The following is a 13,139-nucleotide window of genomic DNA, read 5'->3' on the forward strand; positions in this document are numbered from 1 at the left end:
CTTTTATATATTATAAATCACATCATTTAAACTATTCTCATGAGACAGTTTGCTGTGTGAATAGGAAAAAAATAAAATCATGTTGGGAGTAATCACTTACGATGGAAAAATATTTAATGGCTTTGGATCAGGGAACTACGAGTTCACGTTGTATTATTTTTAATAAAGCAGGAGAAATCAAGGGAACTGCGCAGAAGGAATTTTCGCAGTTTTTCCCTCACAGCGGCTGGGTGGAACAAGACCCGAACGAGATCTGGTCATCACAAATGGGTGTTATGATGGAGGCTAAGTCACAACTTGGAATTGAGGCAAAAGACTTAGCAGCAATCGGAATCACGAATCAAAGAGAAACTACGATTATATGGGATAAGCAGACAGGCGAGCCTATATATAATGCAATTGTGTGGCAGTGCAGACGTACTGCAAAGATGGTAGATGAGCTTAAAGCAGAAGGTTATGAAGACGTGATAAGGGAGAAGACTGGATTAATTCTAGATCCGTATTTTTCTGCTACAAAGATAGTGTGGATTCTTGAAAATGTTGAAGGCGCCAGAAAAAAGGCTGATGAAGGAAGACTTTTGTTTGGAACAGTGGATACTTGGCTTATATATAAGCTCACGAAAGGTGAAGTATTTGCAACTGATTATACAAATGCATCAAGAACGATGTTATTTAATATTCATTCACTGAAGTGGGACCAAGAATTACTGGAAAAATTCAACATCCCAGCATCAATGCTTCCAACGGTAAAAGATTCTAGTGACATTTATGGATATACAAAGGAAAGTATATTTGGTGGAAAAGTTCCGATTGCTGGAGTCGCAGGTGATCAGCAGGCGGCTTTGTTTGGACAGTGCTGTTTTGAACCAGGTGAGGCGAAAAACACTTATGGAACGGGTTGCTTCCTTTTGATGAATACTGGTGACAAAGCAGTTTTATCAACGAAGGGTCTCCTTACAACAATTGCAATCGGAATAAATGGTAAAGTACAATATGCATTAGAAGGAAGTGTGTTTGTAGCTGGTGCAGCAATTAAATGGTTAAGAGATGAGATGAAAATGATTGAAAATGCGGCCGAGACAGAAAAGATAGCACTTTCAGTCGCAGATACGAATGGAGTATATGTAGTACCTGCATTTACAGGCCTAGGTGCACCTCATTGGGATGCATATGCAAGAGGAGCAGTCTTTGGACTGTCTAGAGGCACAACGAGGGAGCATTTTATCAGAGCAGTGGTAGAATCTATGGCATATCAGACATTAGACGTTCTAAGAGCCATGGAGGAGGACTCCAAGATATCGCTTTCATCACTAAGAGTCGATGGTGGCGCAAGCTTTAATAACTTCTTGCTCCAGTTTCAAGCAGATATTCTTGATGCAGATATTGTAAAACCGAAGGTTATTGAAACTACGGCATTAGGTGCAGCATATCTAGCAGGACTTGCTGTAGGTTATTATGAAAATACAGAGGAAATAAAGAAAAACTGGCAAATGGATAAGACCTATCAAGCCAATATTTCCGAGGAGAAAAGGCAGAAACTGATCGATGGGTGGGAAGATTCGGTTAGTAGAATTCTTGCGAAACCATGAGTTTATCGCGAAGCGTGTAATTGTTCAGGTACTGAACAGTTACATAGATTCTAACTAAGGGAGGAAATTACGAGATGAAGAATAGTACATTTACATTTCAATCAAGTAATAATACAAATGCGATACATGGCGTGATTTGGGCACCAAAGGGCGAGCCAAAGGCGATATTGCAGATTGCTCATGGGATGACTGAATTTATTGAAAGATATGAGGAATTCGCTCAATTTATGGTAGATAACAAGATTTTAGTGGTGGGTAATGACCACATCGGACATGGAAAATCAGTGGACTCCAAAGAGGGATGGGGATATTTTGCCAAGAAAGATGGAAGCGCATGCGTTGTGGAGGATATGCATCATGTTACTAAAATCATGAAGAAAAAGTATTCAGACACACCATATTACCTTTTAGGGCATAGTATGGGATCCTTTATGGTAAGAAGATATGTAATGAACTATGGGAAAGAGTTAACTGGTGCAATTATTATGGGTACTGGTAACCAACCATTTCCAATGGTAATCGGTGGAAAAGCCTTAGTAAAAATAGAGACGCTGGTGAAAGGCGAAAAGTATAGAAGTAAACTAGTTGAGATAATTATGTTTGGAGCGTATAATAAGAGAATAAAGGATGCTAAGACACCATGTGATTGGCTGACTACAGATAAAGCAATTGTAGAAAAGTATTTAAAGGAACCAAGCTGTACATTTATATTTACGTTAAATGGATTTAACAGCTTGCTAGATACGATTCTTTATATTATGAAAAAGAGAAATATTGACAAAATACCAAAAGATTTGCCAATTCTATTGACCTCTGGTGAAGAAGATCCAGTTGGAAATTACGGAAAAGACGTTCAGACATTATATAAAAAAATGACAAAAACCGGAATACATAATATTGATCTCAAGTTATACAAAGGTTGCAGGCATGAGATTTTAAATGAGGTTACAAGACAGACCGTCTATAAAGATATATTAGAATGGATAATAAGCAAGTAGCCTACTAAAAAGTGGGCAGAAGGAGTTAGGATGAATGAAATATTTGATTTAACAGGTAAAGTAGCCGTAGTTACAGGTGCATCAGCTGGTTTGGGCGCAGATGCAGCATTGGCATATGCAAAAGCGGGAGCAAGTGTTGCAATTCTTGCAAGAAGAGTTGAAAAATTATCACAAGTAAAAGCAGAAATAGAAAAAACTGGACAAAAAGTTATTGCAGTTGCATGTGATGTAACTAGTGAAGAAAGCGTCAAAAAAGCGATGCAAACTGTATTAGATACATTTGGACATATTGATATCTTACTTAATAATGCAGGAGTTGCGGTAGCTGGTGCAGTTGATAGTATGTCAGAAGAAGACTGGAATAAGTCATTTGATACAAATGTAAAAGGAATATTTCTTGCATGCAAATATGTAGTTCCTCAAATGATTGAGAACAAATATGGCAAGATTATTAATGTCGCATCCGTTAATGCAGTTGTTGCAAACAAAGGTGGCGCATTTATCCGTCATTCATACAACGCTTCAAAGGCAGCAGTCCTAGGACTTACAACAGGTATGGCTGCGTCATATGCACAACATAATATCACAGTGAATGCTGTTGGACCAGCATTATTTGAATCAGAAATGACATCAGATACTTTATTTAAATCAGAAGAATTTTTGAAGGGTTATGCTTACTTAAATCCATCAAGCAGAGCTGGACGTAAAGGCGAATTGAATGGTACATTAATTTACTTATCAAGTGATGCTTCAAGTTATGTACAGGGTCAATTTATACTTGTAGATGGTGGATTCACACTTGTATAAGCTGTTTTAGAAAGAATAATTAAAATCTGTAATATTCCAATCACTCCTTCACTATACTATTAATAGTAGATGTGAGGGAGTGACTTTTTTGTTCATAAAATCATATTCAAATCGAAAAAAACCAATTCTACGAAGGACTATAACCTACATACTAATCTTGTCTATTATGATAACTTCTATAACCTTTAATTTTGCAATTGCCGCAACCATAGGAAGTACGGGTGGTACTAAATCTACGGCAAGTGCTGAATCAGTCGAAACGACTGCGGACCCAGGAATAAATTCTCCATCCGCCATCTTAATGGAAGCTTCAACAGGGCAAGTAATATATGAAAAAAATGCAGATGAACAATTGCATCCAGCTAGCATCACTAAGATTATGACATTGATATTAATCTTTGATGCGATAGATTCAGGTAAAATTAAGCTTGAAGACGAGGTTACAGTTTCAGAGCATGCAGCTTCGATGGGAGGCAGTCAGGTATTCCTTGAGGTTGGAGAAGTACAAACGGTTCAGACCATGATAAAGTGTATTTCAGTGGCGAGTGCTAACGATGCATCAGTAGCAATGGCTGAGCATATATGGGGAAGTGAAGATACATTTGTAGCAAAAATGAATGAGCGTGCAAAAGAGCTTGGTATGAATAATACGAACTTTGTAAATTGCTGTGGTCTTGATGTAGATGGTCATATGACAACAGCTAGAGATATTGCTTTAATGTCACGTGAGTTAATTACAAAATATCCACAGATTCACAATTATTCAACAATATGGATGGATACAATTACACATGTTACGAAAAAAGGTGAGACAGAATTCGAGTTGTCGAACACCAATAAGCTGATAAAACAGTATGAGTGGGCAACAGGCCTAAAGACTGGTTCTACCGGTCTAGCCAAATGTTGTCTATCCGCTACTGCGTTAAGAAATGATATCGAACTAGTTGCAGTTATTTTGGCTGCCCCTGATAGCAAAACTAGATTTTCAGATGCTATCACTTTACTTAATTATGGATATGGTCTGTGCAGTATTTATAAGGATGAGAACCCACCTGTTTTAGAGAAGGTTAGTATAAATAGTGGTGTAAAAGAAGATGTTACGTGCAAATATTTAGACGTATATAAATATCTAAGTCTTGAATCATTTAACGCTAGCGATGTGACATCAGAATTACAATTATTAGAGAATATACAAGCGCCAATTAATGAGGGCGATGTTGTAGGACAGTTGGTATATAAGTTAAATGGAAAAGAAATCGGTGCGGTGAGTATTGTGGCAAGCGAGAGCATAAGAGAAGCCAAATTTTTTGATTCATTTATTAAAGTAATTAAGAATGCATTGATGAACTAATATAAAAAAATCAAGACCAACGGCTACTGAGCATTGCAGCATTGGTCTTGATTTTTTTTGAAAATTAAAAAGATCATTAATCATTACTTTTGAAATAAACCATCTCATCACCTAATCTCCAATTTAATCCAGTATGATAAGACATTCCACCAGTGGAATTGGAGAACTTAGAAATTGAGCATTTTTTGTCCAAGACATCCATAGCCATATGAATGAAACGGATGGCATCGGTCATTCCAAGATTATATAAATCCATAAATGAGCTATACATTTCTGTGTTGTTAAAAGGTATATGCCATTCTTCGTGATTTTCATTTAGACAAGCTCTTGAAGGTAATTTTCTGGTAAACATTAAACTGGTTCCAATATGACTTCCCATGATTGGTTTTTCAATCAAGCCAATCAAAGGTTTTTTAACTCCATATTTATTATTTAGGAGACTATTTATTTTAAGACCTCGTTTTATGGAGCCTCTGACATAATTTGCAGTGATATCACATTTATAAGTTTCTGAAATGGCATGTGCAATAATTGGACTAATCACATCGATTTCTTTTTGGGATATTTCCATAAATTTAGACCGTTTTATATCACATATATTTTTTCCATTACGATCCATATAAAGCAATTCGTCAATGTTAGATTCAAATTGACAATGGATTGATAGAGATTTGTTCTTACCTTCGGGACTTTTGTCGTGTAAATTTGTAAAATAGTAGACAAAAGGGTGTGAAGCGCAGTCTAGACTATAGTGGCACAGCATTCCATAGAGGTACGAAGTGGCGATTTCGTCGTTATCTAGCCCGTTATCCTTTAAATAATCAACATAATGATAGAAGAAAATATCCGTGCGTTGTGTATGCATTTTACTCCCAATATTTTTATCATGTGCAATGACGGAATGAAGTAAATCATAAAAGAATATATCAGGACCTTGAAGACCTAGACGGAAAGCCCCTAACCCTTTTTTTATTGTATGTTTGGTTGAAATATCTACTTTTTTAAAGACATCTTGTCCAAATAGAAAATGTGTTGCTAAACTTGGCATATGAACTCCTATCAAATAACCTATTTTAAAGCAATTATATCACTAAATATATCATGTTGTATAGGCACATCCCTATATCAATCTTGCAAATAAAATGCTATTATATTTGTAACTATTTAGGAGTCACATATATACTTCTAATAGTCTTTGGAGGTATGTTATGGATTTATTTGATTATGTGCGTGAAAATACAATGAAAAGCGAATCGCCGTTGGCCTCAAGGTTAAGACCGACTACTCTTGATGAAGTGGTAGGGCAAAGGCATATTATTGGTGAGGATAAGTTATTATATCGCGCAATTAAGGCGGATAAGATAAGCTCAGTAATATTTTATGGACCGCCAGGAACAGGTAAAACAACCCTAGCAAAAGTAATTGCAAATTCAACAAGTTCCGAATTTTGTCAATTAAATGCTACGGCTTCCGGTAAAAAAGATATGGAAGAAGTGATTCAAAAAGCCAAGGATAATCGTGGAATGTATGCAAAGAAAACAATATTATTTGTAGATGAAATTCATAGATTTAATAAGAGCCAACAAGATTATTTATTGCCATTTGTGGAAGATGGAACAATTGTATTAATTGGTGCAACAACAGAGAATCCATATTTCGAGGTAAATGGAGCTCTTATTTCTCGATCAATTATATTTGAGTTAAAACCACTAGATAAGGATGATATTAAGATTTTATTGAAGCGAGCCGTATATGACAAGGAAAAGGGAATGGGCAGCTATAATGCTCAAATTGAAGAAGATGCTTTGGAATTTCTTTCTGATATTGCCAATGGGGATGCAAGAAATGCATTGAATGCGATTGAACTTGGCATTCTTACTACGAAGAAGGCAGAAGATGGAAAAATACACATAACGCTTTCGGTTGCACAGGAATGTATTCAAAAACGAGTTGTAAAGTATGATAAAACAGGTGACAACCATTATGATACAATATCAGCATTTATTAAAAGTATGAGGGGATCGGATCCCGATGCCGCAGTTTACTACTTGGCTAGAATGCTGTATGCAGGGGAGGATATCAAATTTATTGCCAGAAGAATCGTGATATGTGCCAGTGAAGATGTAGGAAATGCAGATCCAATGGCGCTAACAGTAGCAGTTTCGGCTTTCGAAGCAGTCGAACGACTTGGTATGCCAGAAGCAAGGATTATCTTATCTCAAGCTGTTACCTATGTAGCGACCGCGCCCAAGAGTAATGCTGCCTATAACGCAATTAATATGGCATTGGACACTGTCAAAAACGAAAAGACTGGTGCAATCCCATCACCTTTACGCGATGCGCATTATAAGGGTGCGGCAAAGTTAGGACATGGCGAAGGATATTTATACGCGCATGATTATCCCAATCATTATGTAAAACAGCAGTATTTGCCAGATGAATTAGTAGATGTGAAGTTTTATGTACCTACAAATCTTGGGTATGAAGACAAGATTGGAGAGCATATGAGAAAGATTAAAGGGCAATCAACAAATTAGAAATCGACGCTAAAAAACCTTGTGGCGAACAGGGAAAATGTGTATAATATAGCTTAAAAGAACTTTAAATTAACGGTATAAAATACGATTGATAAAGAGAATTTTGGGGGCTTTTGGTTATGAAAGATCAAATTAATAGATTAGCAAGAGGCGAATTTGTATATGAGACGCCTAAATTAACGATTTCAATAGTAGATATAGAGGCTAGTATTCAAGCTGGGTCAACATATTGCCACGAATTTAAAATAGTGGGAAGCAGTGAAATCAAAGGCGTTGTATATTCAAATGATTATAGAGTTACTGTGGATAACAGTAACTTTATTGGCGTTGAAAATCTAATCAAATATACGGTTGATCTTGTTGGCGTTGAGCCAAGTGAAATAATCGATGGACAATTTGATATTATTAGCAATGCGGATGAGATATCCATCCCATATTCTTTTAAAGTGATTGAAAAAGAGATTGAGACTTCAATGGGAAAAGTGCATAATCTTTTTCACTTCGCAAATATGGCACAGATGGCATCTGAAGAAGCACAAAAGCTTTTTGTGTCCAAGAATTTTCCAGAAGTGTTCCTAAAAAATGACTTGAATCTATTAAATATTTACGAAAGTTTGAATAAGGGAGAAAATATTCGAAATAACATCGAAGAATTTTTGATTGCAATCCATAAAAAATCTTTTATTAGCTTAAGCTTGTCAGAACCTAAAAAGATATACAAAACATTTACTGAAAATTATAAAGATGTAGTGGTCATTAGGAAACATACTTGGGGTTATATTGAGTTAAATATCGCGAGTGATTCAGAATTTATTAAGCTATCATTGAATGAAAATAATCTTAATTCTGAAATATTCACCGGAAATAAATTTGAATTGGAATACCTTCTGGATAAAAGCAAGATGCATCATGGAAAGAATTTCGGGAGAATTATTATAACGAGTACCTATCAAGAGTTGATTTATGAAATAGAAGTTAATAATTATTCAATCGGGATAGTGGATGAAAAATCTATAGATAAAGAAATCAACATGAAGGAAAAGAAGAGAGCAATTTATGAATTGTCTCGGAAATACATAGATTTTAGAGCTAAGCGGATTGATGTAAAATCATGGATAGATGAATCCAATCACATCCTTGATAGAATTCGTAGTATTGCAGATAAAGATATTTATTTCAGACTTGTTCAGGCACAGATATATTTTACACAGCAAAAAATAGATACTGCACAATGGCTGTTAGATAGTGTTAAAGATGAGATATTGCAACAAAAAGCGGAAAACGTTACAATATATTGCTATTATTTATACGTGAATTCTTTGATTAAAAAAGATACCCAGTATTCACAGGAAATACTTAAAACGGTAAAGAAATATTACGAAAATGGTCATGATGAATGGCAGTTGCTATGGATTATGTTTTACATTGATGAAGAATATGATAAAAATCAGAGTATTAAATTAGCAAGAATCAAGGAACAATTCCATAAGGGATACAAGAGCCCCATTTTATATTTAGAGGCTTCTAATATAATAAATGCGCAACCAATGTTACTTAGAGTACTCAATGACTTTGAATTACAAGTGATTAATTTTGCGTGTAAGTATAATATTATCAATGAAAAATTGGCACAGCAGATTTGTGAAATTTGTAAGAATGAAAAAAGTAGATCAAAGACATTTTTACGAATATTAAATAGAGTTTATAATATTTACAATAATGACCAGATGCTCAACGTACTATGTACTAATTTGATTAGAAATGAGATATCAGGACCTAATGTATTTGAAATATATGAGCAGAGTATTCTTAAGAATTTTAGGATTACTAAATTATATGAATTCTATATGGATTCCATTGATGAAAGTAAAATGAAAATTTTCCCTAAAATGGTATTGCTTTATTTTGCATACAATAACCAGCTAGATTACGATAAAAAGGCATTTTTATATGCAAATATAATAACAAACAAAGAAAAGGAAAAGGATACTTATTCTAGTTATAGAAAACAGATTGAGTTATTTGCAATTGATCAGATTAGAAGAGGAAGAATTAATGAAAATTTGATTATTATTTATAAAGATATTTGGGACAAGTCTATTTTAAATAAAGAAACGGCCGAAACTATTTCAAAGATATTATTTACATATAAACTGACCTGCCATAATGATAAAATCAAATTTGTTATAGTAAAACATAAAGAATTACTGAAAGAAATCAAAATACCTTTCGTGAAGCATGTGGCATATATTCAGATGTATACTGAAAACTGCTCAATTGTGTTTGAAGATGAATTTAAGGTGCGTAAGAAAGACAGTATCTCATTTGAAATTAAAAGGTTATTTGAAGATATGTCTTTGGTGAATTTGGTCTATGATGAGAATAATTATGACCTAGGTTTATTACAATATTTTTGTGAAGGCAATCGTAAATACCAGAAACATTCAATGGGGTATTTAAAGATGCAAAATTATTTGAATCATTCTAATGAGGTGACTCCAGAATTTAAGCGAGAGCTTAGAAATTCAATTATTCATTATTATTATTTGGAATACATAGGGGATGAGTTTGAACAAAACTTTCCTGAAATCAATACAGAAAATCTGACCCAGACAGAATCCTCCATGCTGATAGAAACTTGTATCATGCATGGAATGTATGAGGACGCATATGATTTGACCTTGCTTTACGGCTATAGAAAAGTCAAACCCCAAAGATTATTTAAATTGTGTAGAAGAATGATTGAGATTACAGATTATAATTGCAATGAATTTATTATAGGAATGAGCGAATATGTATTCTTAGGGAAAAAATATGATGATGTTGTCCTTGAATATCTGGTTTCAAATTTCAATGGAACCACTAAGACAATGTTAGAAATATGTGATGCATGTTATAATTTCAATATTGATGCTCATGAACTGGAAGAACGTTTAATATCGCAAATGATATTTTCTAATAGTAAACAATTACAGTTAGATAACGTATTTGAAAAATATTACGAAAGAGGTGCCAAAGATCGAATCGTTGAGGCATATTTAGCATATAATTCCTACAATTATTTTGTGAAAGAAAAAGATATGAATGAAAACGTATTTAAAATACTAGAGAACAGAATGTTCTCTAGTGACGAGGCTACAATTGTTTGTGAAATTGCACTCCTTAAGTACTATTCAACAATTAAATTATTAGAAGAAAAACAATTAATCTTTGCAAATAAATTATTAGATAAATTATGTACTGAAAGTAAGATCTTTAGTTTCTTTAAAAAATTTGAAAATAGGGTGACACTTCCATTTTATGCGATGGATAAAACAATTATTGAATTCAGGACCAATCCGAATAATAAGGTCACTATTAATTATATTACAGGTGATAAAAATAAAAGGGTTGATAGTGATAAGAAGGATGAATATGTAAAAGAGACAATGAAAAATACTTTTGAAGGAGTATTTACGAAGGAATTCACAATGTTATATGGAGACACTTTAGAGTATTACTTCACAGTCATTGCTAATGGTTCTGAAACATCAACTGATAATAAGAAGATTATTTACGATAGTATTAATACATTGAATACGAATGGACGATTTGATTTTATAAATGATATGCTTGCAAGTAAGGAACTTCATGATATGGCTACATTACATAAACTTATGCACGGTTACTGCGTTCAGGATTATGTGACTGGGGTTGTGTTTAAGCCGCTATAAGGGGCGGAATGGGGGGGGGGGGCGCGGAACGGATGAATATTCATTTGTAATTATGTATTTCGCCTGCCTTTCCTTCAAGCAGCATATTTTTTTGCTAGCCTCAGAGATGATGAAAAGTCTCACTTCGTTCGATTTTCATCTGAGTCTAGGAAAAAATATAAACGCTACTTTCAGCCGGTCGACGGCGAAATGCATAATTACAAATGAATATTCATAGGTTTACGCGTTTGAAGGGGTGGAAGAACTTAAAAGCGGAGACCTTAAGACCTAAGACCTTAAGACCTAAGACCTTAAGACCTAAGACCTTAAGACCTAAGACCTTAAAACCTGAGACCTAAAACCTTAAAACCTTAAAACCTTAAAACCTTAAAACCTTAAAACCTTAAAACTTTAAAACACTAGACCATTTAACCTTGAAATATTGGCGATCATTAAGGGCAAAAGGCCCAAAAGCCCAAAAGCCCAAAAGCCAAAAGCCAAAAGCCAAAAGGCAAAAGCCAAAAGCCAAAAGCCAAAGCCAAAGCAAAAGCAAAAGCCAAAAGCCAAAGCAAAAGCAAAAGCCAAAGTCAAAAGGGCATAAGAACGTAAGGTATAAAAAGTATTTAAGGCATTAAAACATAAAAAAAAGAAAACATAAAAATATATTTAGGAGAGGAGAGAATCTTGAAGATTGTGGATGAGTTGATATTGGGGATTGATATAGGGGATAAATTTTCGCAGGTGAGTTATTATGATGTAAAGACTCAGACGGCGGAGTCGGTGCCGCTGATTGGAAATGCGATGATTCTCAAAAATCCAGTCCCATTAAATATAATTTTTGAAAATGCACAGCAAGGTCTTCCAATTCAGATGGATGAGTTAACGAAGCTTGTCGGCTATTTGTTAGATAGTGCTAAGAAATTTAGGAAAATTTCAGATGTAAATAAAATCTGCGTAACAGTTGAAGAATTTAGCATAACGTTACTAGATGCTTTAAAAACTGTTTTTTCCATATATGGTTATAATGCGGATAGGCTAAGTTTTATAAGTCATGAGGAAAGCTATGCATATTATGCATTTAGTATGAAAAAAGAATTATGGAGTGGTGGGGTTTTGCTCCTCGATTATAGTTTCAAGGGAATTGCGGCATTTCAATTGGCAAATTTCAAGATTAAAAATAATGATATCATAGCTGAGGAATACCAATTATTTGAGGATAATGAGTTATTGCAGGCGGTAAGAGGCGAAAAATCGCTTGAAGAAGTGGATGAACGATTAGTAAAAATCGTTAAGCAACTTATGAATGGTAAAGTGATTTCTTCAATATACCTTACGGGAGCTGGATTCGATACGGATCATTTGCCATCTGGATTTCTTAAGTTCATATGTAACAGACAAAGGGTATTTGTAGGACAGAACCTGTATGTAAAAGGGGCTTGTATTGCAGCTTGTGAAAATGTTGTTGCAACTAAATATACGAATACAATATTTGCATGTAAAAATAGAATTACAACTGGCATTGAAATAGAAATTCTCGAGCGTGGAAAGAATCGGATTCTAAGAGTCGTAAAACCAGGAACGAATTGGTATGAAGCAGGAAGAACTATGGATTTTATTATGGACGATTGTACTGAAATAAAACTTAAGATGATTCCCATAGCGGGAAAAGCGAATTACGAAGAAATCGTTGATTTGACTGATTTTCCATATAGAACTAACAAAACAACTAGAATAAAAATGGAGTTTAAATTTACTGCTGATGATAGATGTCTAATAACTGTTAAAGATAAAGGGTTCGGCGATATAGTAAGAAGTTCGGGTAAATTGATACATAAAAATCTAAAAATATAATTATGGGGGGGCGTGAATATGAATTTCTAATGAATCATTTGACTTGCCTTTCCTTCAAGCAGTATGTTCTTTACAAGCCTCAGAGATGATAAAAAGACTCGCTTGCGCTTGCTTTTTATCTGAGTCTTGACATAACATAAGCACTGCTTTCAGCCGGTCTGCGTCAAATGATTCATTAGAAATTCATATTCACTGGGTACCCATTTGGTGGGGGCGTTAAAAAGATAAAAGATAAAAGATAAAAGATAAAAGATAAAAGATAAAAGATAAAAGATAAAAGATAAAAGATAAAAGATAAAAGATAAAAGATAAAA

General features: G+C 34.4%; 8 protein-coding genes. 7 read left to right on the forward strand and 1 reads right to left on the reverse strand.

All coding sequences use genetic code 11. The features are described 5' to 3' along the window. The first annotated feature begins 101 nt into the window (after window positions 1–101). The 4 genes from glpK (at window position 102) to BMY18_RS19470 (ending at window position 4,745) form a co-directional block, all read left to right on the forward strand. On the forward strand, window positions 102–1,589 hold the full coding sequence (gene glpK, locus BMY18_RS19455) for a glycerol kinase GlpK (RefSeq protein WP_092457906.1): 1,488 nt from the start codon (window positions 102–104) through the stop codon (window positions 1,587–1,589). A gap of 74 nt (window positions 1,590–1,663) precedes the next feature. After that, window positions 1,664–2,587, forward strand: coding sequence for an alpha/beta fold hydrolase (locus tag BMY18_RS19460; protein WP_092457909.1), 924 nt, complete (start codon window positions 1,664–1,666; stop codon window positions 2,585–2,587). 30 nt (window positions 2,588–2,617) lie between these two features. Further along, entirely contained in the window at window positions 2,618–3,394 is a 777-nt protein-coding gene (locus tag BMY18_RS19465) for an SDR family NAD(P)-dependent oxidoreductase (RefSeq protein ID WP_170841511.1), read from the forward strand. A gap of 166 nt (window positions 3,395–3,560) precedes the next feature. Beyond that, window positions 3,561–4,745, forward strand: a complete 1,185-nt coding sequence (locus BMY18_RS19470) for a D-alanyl-D-alanine carboxypeptidase family protein (RefSeq protein WP_092457912.1) — start codon at window positions 3,561–3,563, stop codon at window positions 4,743–4,745. 76 nt (window positions 4,746–4,821) lie between these two features. Here the strand turns inward: BMY18_RS19470 and BMY18_RS19475 are convergent, their stop codons facing one another. Further along, window positions 4,822–5,793 (reverse strand): zinc dependent phospholipase C family protein, encoded by a 972-nt coding sequence (locus tag BMY18_RS19475; RefSeq protein WP_092457915.1) that lies wholly within the window; start codon window positions 5,791–5,793, stop codon window positions 4,822–4,824. A 160-nt stretch (window positions 5,794–5,953) separates the two neighbouring features. Here BMY18_RS19475 and BMY18_RS19480 point away from each other — a divergent pair, with 160 nt between their 5' ends. The 3 genes from BMY18_RS19480 to BMY18_RS19495 all read left to right on the forward strand — a co-directional run bounded on the left by BMY18_RS19480 (window position 5,954) and on the right by BMY18_RS19495 (window position 12,825). Further along, window positions 5,954–7,282: a replication-associated recombination protein A gene (locus tag BMY18_RS19480; RefSeq protein ID WP_092457918.1), complete on the forward strand. Its 1,329-nt coding sequence runs from the start codon at window positions 5,954–5,956 to the stop codon at window positions 7,280–7,282. A 119-nt stretch (window positions 7,283–7,401) separates the two neighbouring features. Next, window positions 7,402–10,995, forward strand: coding sequence for a DUF5717 family protein (locus BMY18_RS19485; RefSeq protein ID WP_092457921.1), 3,594 nt, complete (start codon window positions 7,402–7,404; stop codon window positions 10,993–10,995). 672 nt (window positions 10,996–11,667) lie between these two features. Then, window positions 11,668–12,825, forward strand: a complete 1,158-nt coding sequence (locus BMY18_RS19495) for a DUF5716 family protein (RefSeq protein ID WP_242941090.1) — start codon at window positions 11,668–11,670, stop codon at window positions 12,823–12,825. The last annotated feature ends 314 nt before the right edge of the window (window positions 12,826–13,139 follow it).

The sequence above is a fragment of the [Clostridium] fimetarium genome (assembly GCF_900111235.1).
GTDB classification, from domain to species: Bacteria; Bacillota; Clostridia; order Lachnospirales; family Lachnospiraceae; genus Clostridium_N; species Clostridium_N fimetarium.